General features: G+C 33.2%; 14 protein-coding genes. 7 read left to right on the forward strand and 7 right to left on the reverse strand.

Features of this window, described 5'->3' with window-relative positions; translation table 11 throughout:
* Window positions 1–4: 4 nt before the first annotated feature.
* Window positions 5–826, reverse strand: coding sequence for an RNA methyltransferase (locus tag M4Z11_RS04645; RefSeq protein WP_249676971.1), 822 nt, complete (start codon window positions 824–826; stop codon window positions 5–7).
* A 302-nt stretch (window positions 827–1,128) separates the two neighbouring features.
* On the opposite strand from M4Z11_RS04645, the gene sfsA reads away from it, so the two are divergent.
* Genes sfsA through radC form a run of 3 tightly spaced genes read left to right on the forward strand, consistent with a single transcriptional unit; the run spans window position 1,129 to window position 3,477 of the window.
* Window positions 1,129–1,842, forward strand: coding sequence for a DNA/RNA nuclease SfsA (gene sfsA, locus M4Z11_RS04650; RefSeq protein ID WP_249676973.1), 714 nt, complete (start codon window positions 1,129–1,131; stop codon window positions 1,840–1,842).
* The gene (map, locus tag M4Z11_RS04655; RefSeq protein WP_249676985.1) at window positions 1,835–2,665 is read left to right on the forward strand and encodes a type I methionyl aminopeptidase; all 831 of its coding nucleotides are present in this window, start codon (window positions 1,835–1,837) and stop codon (window positions 2,663–2,665) included. The genes sfsA and map overlap by 8 nt, the downstream gene beginning before the upstream one ends.
* A 17-nt stretch (window positions 2,666–2,682) precedes the next feature.
* Complete coding sequence (gene radC / locus M4Z11_RS04660; RefSeq protein ID WP_249676995.1) at window positions 2,683–3,477, forward strand: RadC family protein; 795 nt, start codon at window positions 2,683–2,685, stop codon at window positions 3,475–3,477.
* Between the two features lie 43 nt (window positions 3,478–3,520).
* Here radC and M4Z11_RS04665 read toward each other — a convergent pair whose 3' ends face one another.
* Complete coding sequence (locus M4Z11_RS04665) at window positions 3,521–3,733, reverse strand: DUF3126 family protein (RefSeq protein WP_249677003.1); 213 nt, start codon at window positions 3,731–3,733, stop codon at window positions 3,521–3,523.
* Window positions 3,734–4,483: 750 nt separating this feature from the next.
* On the opposite strand from M4Z11_RS04665, the gene tyrS reads away from it, so the two are divergent.
* A complete protein-coding gene (gene tyrS / locus M4Z11_RS04670; protein WP_249677007.1) occupies window positions 4,484–5,737 on the forward strand; it encodes a tyrosine--tRNA ligase in 1,254 nt (417 codons plus the stop codon).
* 219 nt (window positions 5,738–5,956) lie between these two features.
* Window positions 5,957–6,436 (forward strand): peroxiredoxin, encoded by a 480-nt coding sequence (locus tag M4Z11_RS04675; protein WP_249677009.1) that lies wholly within the window; start codon window positions 5,957–5,959, stop codon window positions 6,434–6,436.
* Between the two features lie 10 nt (window positions 6,437–6,446).
* Here M4Z11_RS04675 and prfB read toward each other — a convergent pair.
* The 3 genes from prfB to M4Z11_RS04690 form a co-directional block, all read right to left on the reverse strand.
* Window positions 6,447–7,569 (reverse strand): peptide chain release factor 2 gene (prfB, locus tag M4Z11_RS04680; protein ID WP_249677010.1). Its coding sequence is split into 2 segments (ribosomal slippage): window positions 6,447–7,499 and window positions 7,501–7,569, totalling 1,122 coding nucleotides; the frame shifts between segments, so codons are not numbered across the junction.
* Between the two features lie 153 nt (window positions 7,570–7,722).
* Entirely contained in the window at window positions 7,723–10,188 is a 2,466-nt protein-coding gene (locus M4Z11_RS04685) for a penicillin-binding protein 1A (protein WP_249677012.1), read from the reverse strand.
* 155 nt (window positions 10,189–10,343) lie between these two features.
* Window positions 10,344–11,573 (reverse strand): N-acetylmuramoyl-L-alanine amidase family protein, encoded by a 1,230-nt coding sequence (locus M4Z11_RS04690; RefSeq protein ID WP_249677014.1) that lies wholly within the window; start codon window positions 11,571–11,573, stop codon window positions 10,344–10,346.
* A gap of 575 nt (window positions 11,574–12,148) precedes the next feature.
* Between M4Z11_RS04690 and M4Z11_RS04695 the strand changes: the two genes are divergently transcribed.
* Window positions 12,149–14,749 carry an Rne/Rng family ribonuclease gene (locus M4Z11_RS04695; RefSeq protein WP_249677016.1) on the forward strand — a complete coding sequence of 867 codons (2,601 nt, stop codon included), beginning with the start codon at window positions 12,149–12,151 and terminating at the stop codon, window positions 14,747–14,749.
* Between the two features lie 89 nt (window positions 14,750–14,838).
* Here the strand turns inward: M4Z11_RS04695 and M4Z11_RS04700 are convergent, their stop codons facing one another.
* The gene (locus M4Z11_RS04700; RefSeq protein WP_249677018.1) at window positions 14,839–15,456 is read right to left on the reverse strand and encodes an invasion associated locus B family protein; all 618 of its coding nucleotides are present in this window, start codon (window positions 15,454–15,456) and stop codon (window positions 14,839–14,841) included.
* 368 nt (window positions 15,457–15,824) lie between these two features.
* Between M4Z11_RS04700 and M4Z11_RS04705 the strand changes: the two genes are divergently transcribed.
* Entirely contained in the window at window positions 15,825–17,588 is a 1,764-nt protein-coding gene (locus M4Z11_RS04705; RefSeq protein WP_249677029.1) for an extracellular solute-binding protein, read from the forward strand.
* A 29-nt stretch (window positions 17,589–17,617) separates the two neighbouring features.
* On the opposite strand, the gene M4Z11_RS04710 is transcribed toward M4Z11_RS04705, so the two are convergent.
* The gene (locus M4Z11_RS04710; RefSeq protein WP_249677020.1) at window positions 17,618–18,163 is read right to left on the reverse strand and encodes a hypothetical protein; all 546 of its coding nucleotides are present in this window, start codon (window positions 18,161–18,163) and stop codon (window positions 17,618–17,620) included.
* Window positions 18,164–18,557: the final 394 nt, after the last annotated feature.

The raw sequence follows: 18,557 nt of genomic DNA on the forward strand, positions 1-18,557 counted from the left end.
GTATTCACATTTGTTTTAATTTTTTGCGATCACGCCCTTCGGGGGCTCCACTACCTCGTGGAAATTTAGGCGAAAAATGATCCAGTGAAGATATAACGCCTCGTAAGAGCTGAATTTCAGACTCGCTAAAATTTGCGCGCGTAAAAACAGAGCGTATATTTGTAACCATTACTTCTTTACGCTCTTGAGGCCTAAAATATCCACGAACATCTAAAGCATCTTCCAACTGTGATAAAAAACCATGAAGTGTTGCTTTCTCAGCTGGTTTTAACTTTATTGCACGAAAAGCTGTATCGCTCAAATCTTCCAAACCTGATTTCATCCATTCGTAAGCTATCAACAAAACGGCTTGCGCTATATTAAGTGATGCAAAAGCAGGATTAACTGGAAAAGTAATAATCTCATCAGCAAGGCTAATTTCATTATTTTCCAATCCCCACCTTTCTCTTCCAAATAAAATACCTGTTTTATGACCAATATCCTCATAATAACGCAAAATATTTGCAGCTTCTACAGCACTTTTAACAGTTTTAAAACCACATCTTTCACGTGCTGTCGTAGCGTAAACATAATTTAAATCCGCAATTGCATCGCATAATGTATTAAATATTAGTGTATCATTAATGATATGATCTGCTTTGCTGGCGGTAGCTCTAACTTTTTCATTTGGAAATATTTCTCTTGGTTTAACAAGTCGAAGTTTTGATAAACCAAAATTGGCCATCGCTCTTGCTACCATACCAATATTTTCTGATAATTGTGGCTCAACTAAAATAATAATTGGGCCATTCATTACGTTTTGACATTTTCTATTTGTTCCGGCCATTTACTTCACCAGTTTTCATAAATTATGCCTTCATTATTAATTTTTTTTGAACGCAACTTTTTAAATGAATATTTCATAAAATAACCTTATTGAGGGCAACTATATAACTAATTTATTTTTGCAAATGATGCTATTCTATTGGTTGAATAATCAATAGAATAATGAATTTTGAAAGAAAGATAACTAAAATATTTATAACAATAATTATAAAGGCGCTACTTAAGTGTTAAGATAACGTTAGTATAACTCTTTAATTATGATCCGAGTTGAATTAAAAGGTCATACATTTTAATAAAGGCCGTATGTTCTTTGTTTCCAAACTTCATCCTGCAAAACTTGTTTGTCGTTATAAACGCTTTCTTGCTGATGTCAAAAAGAATGATCAACACATCTTTACGGTTTCTGTTCCTAATACTGGTTCGATGCTTGGATTAACAGCTTCTGATTCCAATGTTTGGCTTTCGTATAGTGATGATCCAAAACGGAAATATCCGTATCGATTAGAAATTGTTGAAGCAGATAATACCTTAGTTGGTATTAATGCAACTTTAGCAAATAAACTTGCTTTGGAAGCAATTCAAGGTGGGATATTGCCTGAATTTAGTGATTATAAAACAATTTTGAGCGAACAATGCTACGGGCAATCACGTATTGATTTTCTCTTACGCAATAACGATTTGTCTGAATGTTATTTAGAAGTAAAAAATGTCCATTTTGTCCGTCAAAAGCAATTAGCAGAATTTCCTGATACCATAACAAAACGTGGTGCACGCCATCTTGAAGAGCTTATAAAAATTGTGCATCAAGGAAAACGAGCTGCCATGCTGTATGTAATTCAACGAGAGGACTGTTCTGCTTTTAAAATTTGCCATGATCTTGATCCCATTTATGGATTTAAATTTGATTTAGCATTAAAATCAGGGGTAGAATTTTATGCTATAAAATGCCACGTAAGTGTCGAAGGTATTTTTCCGATTCATCAAGTAAAGATAGAAAATAGCAAAAAAAATGGTTAGTTATATTGAATATAATAAAGCTCCCTTAAAATTTAATGGTCAAATCCGTATTTTCGATGATTACGCTTTTTCTCAAATGCGTAAAGTTGGTCGAATTGCAGCAGAATGTCTCGATGCACTCACCGACATTATTAAGCCTGGTGTTACAACACAAGAAATTGATGATTTCGTTTTTGTTTTTGGAGCTGAGCGAAATGCTTTGCCCGCTGACCTGAATTATCATGGATATGGTCATTCGTGTTGTACGTCTATCAATCATGTTGTTTGCCATGGCATACCAAACGAAAAACCCTTACAAGAAGGTGATATTGTTAATATTGACGTCACATTTATTCTCAATGGTTGGCATGGAGACTCAAGCCGTATGTATCCTGTTGGAAAAATCAAGCGCGCTGCAGAACGCTTATTACAAATAACTCATGAAAGCCTCATGAGAGGAATTGCTGCAGTCAAACCTGGAGCAACTACAGGTGATATTGGTGCTGCTATTCAACATTATGTAGAATCTGAACGCTGCTCCGTTGTAAGAGATTTTTGTGGACATGGGATTGGTCAACTTTTTCATGATGCACCAAATATTTTACATTATGGAAAACCAGGCGAAGGTGTAGAGCTTAAACAAGGCATGATATTTACTATTGAACCTATGATTAATCTTGGCAAACCACAAATTAAAGTTTTATCGGATGGTTGGACTGCTGTTACCCGAGATCGTTCTCTTACGGCACAATACGAACATACAATTGGCGTAACAAGTGAAGGATGTGAAATATTCACTCAGTCTCCTAACAATATTTTTTATACTTTAAATTCACGTGCTTAAATAAATGTAAAAATATCATGGCAAAAAAGACTAATAAAAATGGAGTTGCCCAAAATAGTTCCTTTGAACTAACATCAAATGTTCCATCTCATCCAGTGGCACAAAAGAATAATAAAAAAATTAAGAAAAATTCAAAAGTAAATAGGCATTATCAAGGACATCGTGAGCGTCTTCGTAAACGCTATTTAAAAACAAAAGGTAACGGGATTGAAGATTATGAATATCTTGAACTGTTGCTTTCTCGTACTATTCTTCGAGCTGATATAAAACCAATAGCTAAAAATTTATTAGCGAATTTTGGTTCATTAGCTGATGTGTTGACAGCAGATATTCATCGACTTCAAGAAATTGAAGGATGTGGTCCAGCTACTGCTATCGATTTAAAAATTATTTCAGATGTAGCAGGACGCCTTGCTCGTGCACAATTGTACAAACGTGATATTTTTTCTTCATGGGATAAAGTATTAGCTTATTGCAAAGCCGTAATGGCTCATCAAACGCGTGAGCAATTCCGTGTGTTATTTCTTGACAAAAGGAACGGTTTGATTTCCGATGAAGTACAACAAACTGGAACTATTGATCATACCCCTGTTTATCCTCGTGAAGTAATTTCTCGAGCTTTGGAATTATCGGCATCAGGATTGATCTTAATTCACAACCACCCTTCAGGTAATGCTTCACCTTCTAAAGCAGATATATCGATGACATATAGATTAAAAGACGCTGCAAACGCATTAGAAATTACTATTCATGATCACATTATTATCGCACGTAATAATTATACAAGTTTTAAAGAGTTAAAGCTTATATAAAAATTCACCTTAGAGAGAAATTTTGTTTAATTACAATCATGTATCAATTATCTAAATCGATGCCTAATATGGCCATAGAAAAATTGTAAGATACTTCATTGTCCTCTTCATCGCGATAAATAATACCTAAAAACTCATCTCCTATATAAACTTCGCAAGAATCATCCTTTTTAGGCCGTGCCTTTATTTGTAAGGATGAATTTTGAAATTTGGTTTTAAAATAACTATCAAGTTTTTTGATTTCATCAACATTCACTGTACTCTCCTCTATTCTGAGATGACTAACTTAAATACATTATTGTATCAATAAGCTGCTTTTATTACCATTGGTAAAGATAGAAAATTTTGTCTAAATTCTCTATCAATAATACATGTATAAGCAAGATTACTTTTTATAAACTTTACTAAATAATCTTTACATAAAATTTGTAATGCTAAGATTTATCCGATAATATATAGCATAAAGGCTTTTCTTCGATGCATAAATAAAAATCTTAGTACTCATTACATTTTTTAGAACTGTTATGATAGATAGATTTTGTATTTCATTGAATACACCATGCATTATTATTTATCTTTTATAAAATCTTATGGAAAATTTTTATTGAGATTTTTACTCATTTTGATATTAAAGAAACTAAAAAAATAGACAATTTATTCAATGAATTAGTATTATTAGATATTATAAAGTTAAGATTATAAATTTTAATTATTACAATTATTTGTAAATCTCGTAATTGCGATTATTGTAATTTTTTTATAAAAGCTCGTATATTGCATTTTTTATCAAAAGCGAGCAATTATATTATGCATTAAAATATAAAACTTGATAAGGATTTAAAAAAAACAAAAACATAGTTTATTGTTTTTTATATATTTTCTCCTTTTATCAATCCATCATTATATTCGCTAAAATTTCTCGTTTCTTGTGAAGAGTATACGATGATAAAAATTGTATTAAATGCATAATATATAAACAGATATATAGTTAGAGGGAATGAGATCCATGTTTGCTTTTAAATCTGAATTTTTGCATATTATAAGCGAACGAGGATTCATTCATCAAATTTCAGATGAAAAAGGCTTGGATGACCTTTTTTTTAAGGAAACCGTAACTGCTTATATTGGGTTTGATCCTACAGCTTCGAGCCTACACGCTGGAAGTCTTCTTCAAATTATGATGCTTCATTGGTTACAGAAAACTGGTCACCGCCCTATTATATTAATGGGTGGTGGAACAGGCTTAATTGGTGATCCTTCTTTTAAAGACGAAGCTCGGCGTCTTTTAACACACAATGATATTACTGAAAATATCATGAGCATTAAAAAAATATTTACGAACTACTTAACATTCGGTAGTAAAAAAACCGATGCATGTATTGTGAATAATGCTGAGTGGCTATGCCATTTAAACTATCTAGAATTTTTACGTAATGTAGGGAAATATTTTTCAGTTAATCGCATGTTATCATTTGATTCCGTTCGACTAAGACTCGAACGTGAGCATTCTTTATCATTTCTTGAATTCAATTACATGCTTCTGCAAGCTTATGATTTCGTAGAGCTTAATAAGCGTTATGGCTTACGGGTACAAATGGGTGGTTCCGATCAATGGGGTAATATTGTAAATGGTATTGAATTAGGACATCGCTTAGGAACACCGCAGTTATACGCGTTAACTTCACCATTGCTTACAACTTCTTCTGGTGCTAAAATGGGTAAGTCGCTCAATGGTGCTATATGGCTTAATGCAGATATGTTTTCTCCTTATCAATTTTGGCAATATTGGCGTAATACAGAAGATCTTGATGTTACGCGATTTTTAAAGCTTTATACTACATTACCAATGACCGAGATTGCTAAACTTTCTGCATTAAAAAGTACTGAAATTAACGAAGCAAAAAAGATTCTAGCAACAGAAGTTACAGCAATGCTACATGGTCGCACTCTCGCAAATGAAGCGTTAGAAACCGCACGTAAGACCTTTGAAGAAAAAATGTTTGGAGAAAATCTTCCAAGTATTAAAATCAATGCTACAGAATTAAAAGTAGGCATTGGAGTGCTTACTCTTTTAGTGCAAGCAGGGCTCGCTAAATCAAATAGTGAAGCACGTCGATATGTCCAAGGCGGTGGTGTACGTATAAATGATCAAATTATTGAAGATGAAACACATCTTATTGATGAAAAAGATGTCAATGCAAATGAAGTAATTAAGCTGTCTTTCGGTAAGAAAAAACATATTTTAATTAAACCAATATAATTATTTATAATTATTTTAGTTATATTAGATAATTGTTTAGATTAACAAATAAAAAACTTATATTTTAAGATAAAACTCTTTAATTCATTTTGATTATATTACTACACCATATTATGATAGAGAAAAGTTTTCTGAGTAATTTATCCTATAATTGAATAATTTTTTGCTATACATTCATATCTTATGGAATGATTTTATATAATAAAGAGAGATAATGTAATGACAAAACTAATGAAAGGTGATACTGCTCCTAATTTTAATTTGCCACGTGATGGTGGAGGGCAATTAAGCCTTTCTGATTTTAAAGGAAAACCAGTTGTTTTATATTTTTATCCAAAAGATGACACAAGTGGATGCACAAATGAAGCGATTGATTTTACTCGATTGAAAGAAAAATTTAACGAAATCGGAGTCACGATCATTGGTATGTCTCCAGATAATATTGCTAAACATGATAAATTTAAAATAAAACACAAACTTGATATTATCCTTGTTTCAGATGAAGAAAAAACTACACTTGATGCTTACGGCGTTTGGGTTGAAAAAAGCATGTACGGACGTAAATACATGGGTGTTGAACGGAGTACTTTTCTAATTGATTCAACTGGAAAAATTGCTAAAGAATGGCGTAAAGTTAGTGTATCTGGACATGCCGAAAACGTTTTAGCCGCTGCATGCGCTCTGTGTGCTGTACGATAATACTATATAATTAATTAATATCGTTCAATTTTTTTCCGTGAACACGTTGAGCAAGTGCTGCTTCTATAAATGTATCTAAATCACCATTGAGTACAGTTTGTGGATCAGTATTTTCAACTCCTGTACGCAAATCTTTAACAAGCTGATAGGGCTGAAGAACATAAGATCTGATTTGATATCCCCAGCCAATTTCTGTTTTAGAAGCCTCAACTGCGTTAGTTTCTTCTTCTCGTTTTTTGAGTTCTTCTTCATAAAGACGTGCGCGTAACATCGACCAAGCTGTTGCTCTATTTTTATGTTGAGAGCGCTCCGTTTGACACTGAACAACAATACCAGTTTTTATATGCGTAATACGTACTGCGGAATCTGTTGTATTAACATGTTGCCCTCCAGCTCCTGATGCACGATACGTATCAATACGAACATCTGCTTCTGATAGATCAACTTCAATATTTTCATCAACAACCGGATAAACCCAAATGCTTGCAAAAGAGGTATGTCGTCTTGCATTTGAGTCATATGGCGAAATACGAACTAAACGATGAACACCTGATTCAGTTTTTAACAAACCATAAGCATTATGTCCTTTTACAAGAATAGTAGCTGATTTTATACCTGCTTCTTCACCATCATGAATTTCTAGTACTTCAACTTTCATTTTATGCTGTTCAGCCCAACGAGTGTACATACGCAAAAGCATAGAAGCCCAATCTTGGCTTTCTGTTCCCCCTGCTCCAGCATGAATTTCTAAATAAGTATCGTTTGAATCTGCTTCTCCTGAAAGAAGCATCTCAATTTGTCGCTTGTCTATTTCGCTTTTAAGTTGACGTATTGTATTTTCAGTTTCAGCAATAATTCCTACATCATTTTCTTCTTCACCCATTGCTATTAGCTCGATACAATCCTCAAGCTTTTGTGTGAACAACTGAGTGCTATTCACCGAATCTTCGAGATTTTGACGTTCACGCATCATATCTTGTGCTTTTTGTGCATCATTCCAAAGCAATGGATCTTCTGCTTTTTGATTGAGATATTCAAGGCGTTTTAGTGATTGCTCCCAGTTAAAGATGCCTCCTTAGCAAACTAATCGCCTGCTGAATTTCATCGACTAATGTCTCTATTTCTGCTCTCATAATTTAATACCTTAGTCATTATTTTTTTAATAATAATTTTTTTGAATTTTTTATTCTAATAATTTTACAAAATTATTTATTACATCTCAATTATGAATAACACGGCGAATATTATTCATATCTGTTACCCTATCAAAAGAATTTCTTTTCAAATTAATATAATCCACCGCCACCATCTTGAAGAGCTTTATTAACTTGTGGAGAAGTAGTGATGGCTGGAATCCCTTCTTGAAAAAAGTCTGTTCCACCAATCACTTGATATATATCAGCCGGGCCAGTTCCTGGTTTAAATGCTTCTATGATAACATCATTATCTCCTGCTTGAGCAAGCATGCCTGTTTTGCGATTAATTGGCATTAAAATCATATCTTCTGGCACTTTAAACGGCACATCTGGTTTACCTTGCAGAGCCGCTTGTATAAATTCACCAAACACTGGTATTCCTAATGAACTTCCTGTTTCCTTATATCCCAATGAAGCTGGTTGATCATATCCCATGAAAACACCAACAACAAGGTCAGGTGTAAATCCTATGAACCATATATCTTTAGAATTATTGGTTGTACCTGTTTTACCAGCGATGTGCCGATTAAGATAACGTAAACGTGCAGCTGTACCACGTTGAACAGCCCCTTCCATCATAGATGTAATTTGATAAGCCGTCATAGAATCAAGAACTTGATCTCGTTCATCGATTAATGTCGGTTCGCTTTGATTATCCCAGGATTGAACATTACAATTTTCACATAGACGGTTATCGTGACGGTAAATAGTTCTGCCATAACGATCTTGAATTCGATCTATAAGAGAAGGTTTAATAGAACGTCCACCATTAGCAATAACTGAATAAGCTGTTACCATTCGTAAAAGCGTTGTTTCTCCAGCTCCTAAAGCCATGGGAAGATAAGGTTGCAATTTATCTGTAAGGCCAAAACGCTCTGCATATTCAGCAACAATAGACATACCCATATCATTGGCAAGCCGCACAGTCATAAGATTACGAGAGTGTTCAATTCCATAACGTAATGTAGAAGGTCCTGCAAATGTACCACCATAATTTTTAGGTCGCCAGATTTGCCCATTAGTTTGACGTACTTCAACGGGACCGTCTAAAATTACTGATGCTGGTGTATATCCATTATCGAGCGCTGCGGCATAAACAAAGGGCTTAAAAGCAGAACCTGTTTGGCGATAAGCTTGCGTTGCACGATTAAATTGAGATTCAGAAAAGGAAAATCCTCCTACCATTGCAAGAACACGTCCTGTATGAGGTTCCATAGCAACAATAGCCCCTTCAATTTTGGGAATTTGTTGTAAACGATAAGTATCATTCCTATTTGATATTTTTTCGACAAAAATAACATCTCCAACTTGCAAAACATTCGATAGACTCTGAACAGTTTTCCGATAACCATTTTTGTCAATAACACTTAATGCCCATTTTGATTCAGATTCGGATAATGTAGCAATTTCTTTTTTTTGTGATAATAAACCTGAATTTTGATGCCGTGGCTGTAAACCAATTTTTACTGTATTAATGTCAGTAGAAAGAACAACCGCTAAACGCCATTCCGGTACATCATTTAATCCAGCAATACCTTTGAGTACAATATCCCAATCATCTTGGATATTGATATGTTTATAAGGCCCACGCCATCCTTGCAAACGATCAAATCTAATTAAACCATTTCTCAAAGAACGTTGCGCAATAAGCTGAAAATTTGGATCAAGTGTTGCACGAACTGAAAGCCCACCCTCATAAAGTGTTGTAGCTCCATAGAGATTCATTAAATGACGGCGTATTTCTTCAGTAAAATAATCAGCAGCAAAAACATAGCTATCACGACCACGTATCACTGCTCCCAAAGGCTTTTCTTTAGCTTTCTCACCTTGTTCTAGCGTTACATATCCATTTGCAACCATTCTATCTATAACCCAATTTCTCCGATCAACGGCTCGCTGTATATGCTTGAATGGATCATAATTTGCTGGACCTTTAGGAAGAGCAGCCAAATAAGCACATTCCTCTAAAGTAAGCTCACTCACAGGCTTATTAAAATAGGTCAATGAAGCTGCTGCAACACCATAAGTACCGCGACCAAGATAAATTTCATTGAGATAAAGTTCAAGAATATGGTCTTTTGAATAAGTTTTCTCAATACGCATTGCTAAGATGGCTTCTTTTAATTTACGTTCAAGTGTTGCATCTGAACTTAAAAAAAAGTTTTTAGCAACCTGCTGTGTAATAGTTGAAGCTCCTTTTGGACGTTGGCCAGAACCAATATTCATAATGTTTTTGATTAGAGCTCTAGAGAGTCCAGCAGGATCTAAGCCAAAATGATGATAAAAATTTTTATCTTCAGCTGAAATAAAAGCTTCTTTAAGAATTTTTGGTATTGATTTGATAGGTAAATAAAGGCGATATTTATTGGCAAATTCGGCCATCAGATGACCATTTGCAGCATGAACACGAGTCATCACAGGTGGCTCATATAATGAAAGAACCTCATAATCAGGAAGCCCTTTAGCTTGATTAGAAGTCAATATTACCCACATCACTGTTCCACAAAGCGCAATAACTTTAGAAAAATTCAAAAAACATCTAAAAAAAATTATCATTGAAATGGGTATCACTCTCTTTAGAATTTATCAGAAGGAACATACTTTATTTATCGCTAATGAAATGTAATTTTTATTAATATTGAGACAAATATAAGACTATTATTTATTTTCATATAAGATATTAATATTGTTTACTCTATCTCCCCATATATTTAAAGAGATTGTATAGTTTTCTGTCGATCTGCTGCAAATTGATGAATGGAGTTAGCAATAGCTGTAACCATTTTTTTTCTCCATTGAGAATCATTTAATAATCGTTCATCTTCTTTATTAGATAAATAACCTATCTCTATCAAAATAGAAGGGATATCTAAAGCTTTTAAAACTAAAAAATCAGCATATCGATGAGGTTTATTTATTAAATTGATTTTATTTTTTGATAAATTTAAAATAACGCAATTAGCAAAATCGATCGAAAATATCTGAGTTTCACGTCGAATAAGATCAATTAAAATATCTGTAACTTCAGCTGTTTCTTCTGCTATTAATCCATCAAGAAAATCTACTTTATTTTCATGATCAGCTAAAGACTTTGCAATAGCGTCAGAGGCTTTATCAGAAAGAGTATATACTGTAACACCACGAAGAGAAGGAATATTAATACTATCTGCATGAATGGATATAAAAAGATTAGCATCAAAATCTTGTGTTTTTTTGACTCTTTCGCTTAACCTTAAAAATTCGTCAGAATCACGTGTTAAGATAACGTGAATATTAGAGTCTTTTTTTAATTCATCCCGTAACGCACGAGCAAAAACAAGTGTTATATTTTTTTCTAAAACTCCAGTAACACCTTGTGCTCCACTATCAATTCCACCATGACCAGGATCAAGAACAACGCGAAAATGATTTTCTGAACTTATTCGTTTTTTTATATCATGATAAATTTTTTCTTGATTTTGTAGTGATTCGTTAAAAGCTTTCTGTGAACTTTGAGTAATATCAATTAATATTTGCCATAAGCCATTATCTAATTTTTCTACTCTACTATTTTTTATAGAAAAGGCAGTTTTACTCGTAAGAATAATACGTGAAGATCGCGTATCAGAAAAATCATAATGTACATCTAATAGCATATCTGACAAAATATTTTTGTTGTTTAGAGATTTATCTTGCGTTGAAAAATCAACTATAGGTAAATTAATAACCAAACGCGTAGGCGTATTTAAAATCTCTAAATGAAAATTTGGTTCAGCATTAAAAACTGCAATAATACGTGTAGACGAATTAACATTAACGGTTTGCAAATTAATAAGTTTTAATGCATTAGCAGCTTGAATATGAAGCTGAAACATTAAAAAAAACAGTAAATAGCATACAAGATGCAAAAAAACATTCCTATAACCAATTTTTGGTTTTTTATTAAAGAATCGTCCAATCATAAGTGAAATGCTTTTTTGTATTCGCTATTAATTTTAAAGTATATATTATTTTTTCAATTTAAGCGTTGAATCTTTTAGCCACAAATATCAAAAAAATCAAATTTAAGACAGTGATTATATTGTATTATTCAGAAATTACATTATTACTTGCCAAAAGCATAATATCAACATAAAAGAATATATTAAGATTCTTAGGTGATGTAACCATCTAGTATTGGTAAAATTATTGATAATTCATATTAAGTTGTCTTTAAAAGGTTTATCGCATACTATGCGTTTGTGCTTTTTATAAGTAAAAAGTCTTCATTCCTCAATACAGTAGGATTGCGTGATTTAAGATTCATTGGTTTGGTTATCCGAACTATTATTGAAATTGTTTTGCCGGAGACTTAAAAATATGAGTCATATAAGACAGACAAGAGCAATGAAAGTAAATGCTGTAATGTGTTTGCGTATGGCAGTCTGTTTTGCTATATCGGCCCCCCTTTTTTATGGCAGACAGCCCTTTATTTTTGCAAATAGTTATACTGTTTATTTAAATAAGGTTATACATGTCGCCTTCAGGATTTTAACTTATGTCAAACAAAATGCTTATCGATGCCTCTCATCCAGAGGAAACACGTGTTGTTGTCGTTCATGGTAATAAAATTGAAGAACTTGACTTTGAGTCAGAACATAAAAAACAACTTAAAGGAAATATTTATTTAGCGCGTATTACGCGTATAGAACCATCGCTGCAAGCTGCTTTTATTGAATATGGTGGTAATCGCCATGGCTTTTTAACCTTTGCAGAAATTCATCCCGATTATTATCAAATTCCTGTTGCCGATCGCCTTGCTCTACTTGAAGAGGAGAAAGCTGCTATTAATGAAAATTATGAGGATGCTCCCATTGAGGAAACAACTCTAAATAAAAAACGCTTAAAAAAAATAAATAAAAATAATAATGTTATAGCAACGAATATTGAAAATGATATTACATCTGGAGAAATTATAGCTGATGATGTTGAAGAAATATTGGATTTTTCCAATGATGATATCGAAATGGTTGGAGCAGAAGATGCACTTGAAGAATTACCGGCCTATCCGCGTAAACAAGGGCGTCAATATAAAATTCAAGAAGTTATTAAACGTCGTCAAATTTTATTAGTTCAAGTAATCAAAGAAGAGCGTGGTAATAAAGGTGCAGCACTCACAACTTATTTGTCTCTAGCGGGTCGCTATTCTGTTTTAATGCCTAACACAGCTCGAGGTGGTGGTATTTCACGGAAGATTACTAATATACAAGATCGCAAACGTCTTAAAGATATTGTAAAAGAACTAGAAGTTCCCAAAGGTATGGGAGTTATTTTACGAACAGCTGGAGCAAATAGAACAAAGGCTGAAATTAAACGTGATTATGAATACCTCATGCGCCTATGGGATACTATTCGCACCTTAACACTTAAATCAACTGCGCCGTGTTTAATTCACGAAGAAAGTAATCTTATAAAACGTTCTATTCGTGATCTTTATGATAAAAATATTAATGAAATTCTTGTTTCAGGAGATCAAGGATATCGTGAAGCTAAAGACTTTATGCGCATGCTCATACCAAGTCATGCGAAAGTTGTTCAACCTTATCGTAATCCTACTCCTATTTTTACGCATTATGATATCGAAGCTCAGCTTGATAAAATGTTGCATCCGCAGGTTAGTTTAAAATCTGGAGGTTATTTAGTAATTAACCAAACAGAAGCACTCGTCGCTATTGATGTAAATTCTGGTCGTTCTACTAAAGAGCATTCTGTTGAAAAAACAGCATTACAAACCAATCTTGAAGCTGCAGAAGAAATAGCACGCCAATTACGTTTACGTGACCTTGCAGGTTTAATTGTAATTGATTTCATTGATATGCTAGAAAATAGGAATATTAAGCTTGTTGAAAAAAAGTTAAAAGATTGTTTAAAGAACGATCGCGCTCGTATTCAGGTTGGTCATATCTCACATTTTGGTCTTATGGAAATGAGTCGTCAACGTATTCGTGTATCCGTTCTAGAAAGCACTACACAACCTTGTCCGCATTGCGCTGGAACTGGAAATATACGCTCTGAATCATCGGTCGCTTTACATGTTATGCGTTCAATTGAAGAATATCTACTCCACAATTCACAATATAATATTATTGTACGCACGCCCGTAACAATAGCACTCTACGTACTAAATCATAAACGCCATATTCTTGTTAATTTAGAAACACGTTTTGGGCTCAGTATTAATATTGAAGCAGATGATAATGTTGGAACACAACATTTCACTATTTCTAAAAGCTTAATAGCAAAAGGAGATCCTTTTTCTTCAACAGTTATTGAAGATAATGATATACAAGAAATTGAAAATGCTGTCTTAATTAAAAATAAAACCGTTGAAAACAACAAACGACATCAGCGTAAAAACCACCAGATTGAATCTAATAATGATAGTATTTCTTCTGCTACTGATAAAAATGATACTTCCAATGATGAAGACACCCATCGCCGCGGACGTCGTCGTGGACGCCGTGGGGGACGGCGTAATCAGAGTAATAATTATAAGTCTCGTGTCTCCTATGCAGAGCCTGTTGGAGATTTTGCTAAGAAAGCTTTAGAAGAAATTAAAGCAGAATATCGCCAGCATTATAATATTCCAGCTGCTGAGACTGTTGGATTTAATAAAGACAGCCACTATAAAAGCCATTTAAGCAGTACACAGCAAAATGAAATTATAGAAGGCCGTACTGCTATTAAATCCAAAAAGCGTAATGTAAAATCTTCAAAAGTTTTACAAAATAAACAAGTCCTTACAAAGGACGAAAACATAACAACACCGAAACAAGAACTTGTTGAGGAAAAGTTAGTTACCAAATCTAATCGGAAAAGTAAAATAAAAGAAATAAATGAACTCGCGAATGAAGTGATTTCTACAAATACAAAAAAATTAACATTGAAAATACGAAGAAAAATAGAAACTAAAAAATCTGTACAAACGACTGAAATGACAGAACAAGAACCTGTAATTGAAAAAAATGTTGAACATATTTCTTCTTCAGTTGCGACAACATCTACTGAACCTATTGTGACATCATCAGAAGCTGAAACTAATAAAAGAACTGAGCGTATAGGTTGGTGGAAACGTAAAGGTTTTTTCTCAAAAAAATAATTAATAAAGAACCGCTATAAAATATTTTATAGCGGTTTAAATAGATGAATATTAAAAGATAAATTGAAAACCTTTTAAAAATTTTTTCTTTAATTCACTGTTTGTTTTGCTTTTTCTTGTTCAGCTTTCATGCGATCTTCAATCTCCTTTTGCTTTGATTGAATAACTTTTTGTAATTTCATTTGTTCTTCTTGAAAAGCTTTTTCATCTATACCAGGGCCTGTATATGCGCCAGTAAAACCCTTAAGAGAAAATTCTATAGGGTTAGCTGTTCCACGCACATTAACTGTAGTGACAACCATTTTTGAACCGGCTTTCATAGCAGAAATTAGCTTATCATCTAAAACATCGTTGGCAATACAGCTAGTTGCATTACAAACAATATAAGGAATTTTTTTAGAGAAATCATTTCCAACTTGAATATGAACACCTTCTGGTAACAAACGCCCCGTAGGTATTTGAAGGCCTATGCGCCGTTCATTTTGTTTGCCTTTTATTTCGACTAAATTAATAGCTGTCAAAGGCTGACCGGTATCTGATACAACTGTGTTCATCGTATTACAAATATCAACATCATGCTGTTTGTTGCAAACTTTATACCATCCTTGAGATAAACTCTGTGCATTTACTGGAGTATGGATGGCAAGAAAAAAAGCAACAGCTCCAGCTAACACTGAAACAAAAAAGTAAGTATTTTTATGCGACATGATTAAGCTAATCCTTTCAATACGCCTTCAGAACAATTTCTAAGATATAATAATTTTCAGATAGGACATTAAATATAATTTTCAATTAAGTATAATTAAATTACAGAATGGTATTTCTCTATTTTATTTACTTTAGTCCAAAGAAAAAAGTAAAATCTAGAATTAAGAAAGCTCATTGAATAACTAATTAACTTTTTATATACTATGTATAGCACATTTTTTTATCTTATTAGCTTTTTTTTTCAAATTGATGCATAAAATATTCTAATCTTTGAAATAAAATTAAAGAATCGTTGTTAGATTATAATGAAAAAAAAATTATGTCATGCTATAGTGCTCGTTATTTTAAATTTTTTCTCACTTTTATAATGTTCTTTTGTTGTCATAGTGTTATAGCGACAGGTATTGCTATGCATGGAACACCAAAATTATCGGATAATTTTGACTATTTTCCTTATGCTGATCCTAACGCAAATAAAAAAGGAAAAATTATCTATGGAGCTGTTGGAACATTTAATGGGTTAAATCCATTCGTTATCCGTAGTTTTCGTACAACTGCACAAGGTCTTGTGGCTGATGAGCGATTTTCTGGTCTTGTTTATGAAACAATGATGGTACGCTCTCGTGATGAAGCCTTTACATTATACAATCTTCTTGCAGAAAAAGTTGAATTAAATGATGAACGTACTGAAATTACTTTCTTTCTTAATCCCAAAGCTCGTTTTTCAGATGGAAAATCTATAACAGTCGAAGATGTTTTATTCACAATTAAACTGCTGAAAGATAAGGGAAGACCACCCTTTGATCGATATATGAAACGCATAGAGTCTATCGAAAAAATTGGCTCCCATGGTATTAAAATACGTTTTTTACACTCTAAGGATCGTGAATTTCCACTTCTTTTGGCAAGTGTAATGCCAATATTACCAAAACACGCTATTAATGTTGATGATTTTGAGAAAAACGGTTTAGTTAAAATTCCGGGTAGTGGTCCTTATATTATTGAGCATGTTGATCCAGGTGAACGAATTATCTATAAACGCAATCCTGACTATTGGGGTAGGGATCTTCCTGTTAATAAGGGACTAAATAATTTTGATACCATTCAAATAGAGTATTTTCGTAATGATACCGCCCACTTTGAAGCTTTTAAAAAAGGCCTCATTGATATTTTCATTGAAACCAATCCAAATCGCTGGCAGCTTTCTTATAATTTTCCAGCTGTTCGTGAAGGGCGAGTTATAAAAGAAAATTTTTCGAAAGGTACACCTGCCGATCTTATTGGTTTTGTTTTTAATACACGCCGTTCTATTTTTAAAGATAGAAAAGTACGACAAGCACTTTCGATGCTTTTTGATTTTGAGTGGATTAATCATCATCTTTTTAATAATATCTACACTAGAACAGAAGGTTATTGGGATGGATCTGTTCTCTCATCTATTGGGAAGCCAGCAAGTGAAAAAGAAAAAGAACTTTTAGCGCCTTATCCTGACGCTGTTCTTCCTGAAGTCATGAATGGACATTGGCATATCCCTAAAACAGATGGATCAGGTATGGAGCGTCAATTTGCTCAGAAAGCTTGGATACTTCTACAAGAAGCAGGCTTTACCAGAAAAAACAATAAAGCTATCACTCCTGATGGTTTGCCTTTTAAATTTGAGATTATGACTCAAGCACTTGAAGAAGAAAAAGTTGCGCTTGCATTTCAGAGCAATTTATCACGTCTTGGTATTGATGTTGAAATAAGAACTGTTGATGATAGTCAATACCAAAATCGCTTAGGAATGTTTGATTATGATATGATTATTGGCAAATTAAAAAATTCTCTGTCACCAGGTAATGAACAAATAAATCGGTGGGCTTCTGTTTCTCGAAATTTGAAAGGAAGTTTTAATTTTGCAGGAGCCTCTGATCCCGCTATAGATGCTATGATAACAGCAATACTTGACGCACGCTCAGAATCTGAATTTATTGCAGCCGTGCGTGCTTTAGATAGAATTTTGATTTCTGGCAGTTATTACATACCGCTTTATCATTTACCTAAACAATGGGTAGCAAGATGGTCATATCTTAAACATCCTGCGTATACATCGTTATATGGTTATCGCCTTCAAGCTTGGTGGCGTGAATGAAAAATACAAATGAAAACAGCCTATGAAAATTATTGCGAAAAAAAAGTATCAATATAAAAGTATATGCGATGTATAATGCTTTTTCTCTTGTTTGGAAGCATTATATTGTGTATCTCTTTGTAAGCTTTACACTCTGAAGGAATTTCTTTTAGGTGTTGAAAATACCAAGCTTCATCACCTGTAGTGAACTTTTCTATAGTACTAAGTGCTTCTTCTTTAAAATCAGAGGAAAGAAAACCTTCATATAGAGGCCTGAATTCATTTTTTAATGCGGGACTTAAAGCGATCGCATCTTTTGCCCAACTAAAGTCTTCGTCTTTCCAAGAGAAATTTTCACGCAATACAGGCCCTACATCACTTTTTTTTAATACATCTCCTTGTGTTTTGCATACAAGGGCAGCCTGATACACCTCCAAATAAGAAAACGCCTGCGTCATCTTTTCTGACTGAAACTTGTTCCAATATTTTAGTGCTTTAATCTGTTTTTCTTCATATTCTCCTGTTGCATATTCTTTTGCTATAACACGCTTTTCTAACAGTGAGCGCACAATCCCTATTTCATGAAAAATCACCATACTTTCTGATAAAAGATTAGTTATTTTATTTAAAACTTTATTTTTGTCATCAAAAATATGTTCAGGTATAGGAGAATTTTTAGCTCTCTTTTCACGAATTATATTCGTAAAAAAGTCCTTTTCTTTTTGAAGAGAATCATTTTCATTATTGAATAATTTTCTGTTGCTCTATAAGATATTTGAATCTCTCATCAAGAGTTAAACCAGAAAGGGATTGCTTTAGGGATTGTTTGAGCGATTCTTTACTTAAAATAGCCTCAGCATAAGCATACTTTACTCTAAATATTATACTGAGTAACAAAAGAGCTATAATTAATAATTTTTTTGTAATAATCATATTATATTTATTTCTTTTTTAATTATTTAAGGAAATCATTACAGTATTATACGCATC

It is taken from the genome of Bartonella bilalgolemi, assembly GCF_023500045.1.
In the GTDB taxonomy this organism is placed as follows: domain Bacteria; phylum Pseudomonadota; class Alphaproteobacteria; order Rhizobiales; family Rhizobiaceae; genus Bartonella; species Bartonella bilalgolemii.